Here is a 238-nt window from a genome sequence, read left to right as displayed (position 1 = left end):
CAATGACGGCCGGCGCAGGTCACAGGCGAGCCTGAATCAGGCGCGCGATCTCACCGAGCCGCTGTTCGAGCAGCTGCGGAACCTCGCAGACATAGGTCAGCGACTGGCTCCGCTCCTGGAAGATCCGGCGATCCCAGGCGAACTTCGTCTCCAGCTCGGACTGGTCCTTCGGGAGCTCGGTCGCGTCAGAGGCGCTCGGCGCGTCCTTGACCTGGCTGATCTTGTCGGCCTCGTCGCG

The 238-nt window shown here is 66.4% G+C and carries 1 pseudogene; it reads right to left on the bottom strand.

What is annotated here, in order from left to right:
* Window positions 1–19 precede the first annotated feature (19 nt).
* A pseudogene (locus KZZ06_RS22170) lies at window positions 20–238 on the bottom strand (hypothetical protein); the annotation flags it as partial.

It is taken from the genome of Sulfitobacter sp. CW3 (assembly GCF_019392245.1).
Taxonomy (GTDB): Bacteria; Pseudomonadota; Alphaproteobacteria; order Rhodobacterales; family Rhodobacteraceae; genus Sulfitobacter.
This window is presented reverse-complemented; position numbering and strand designations above follow the sequence as displayed.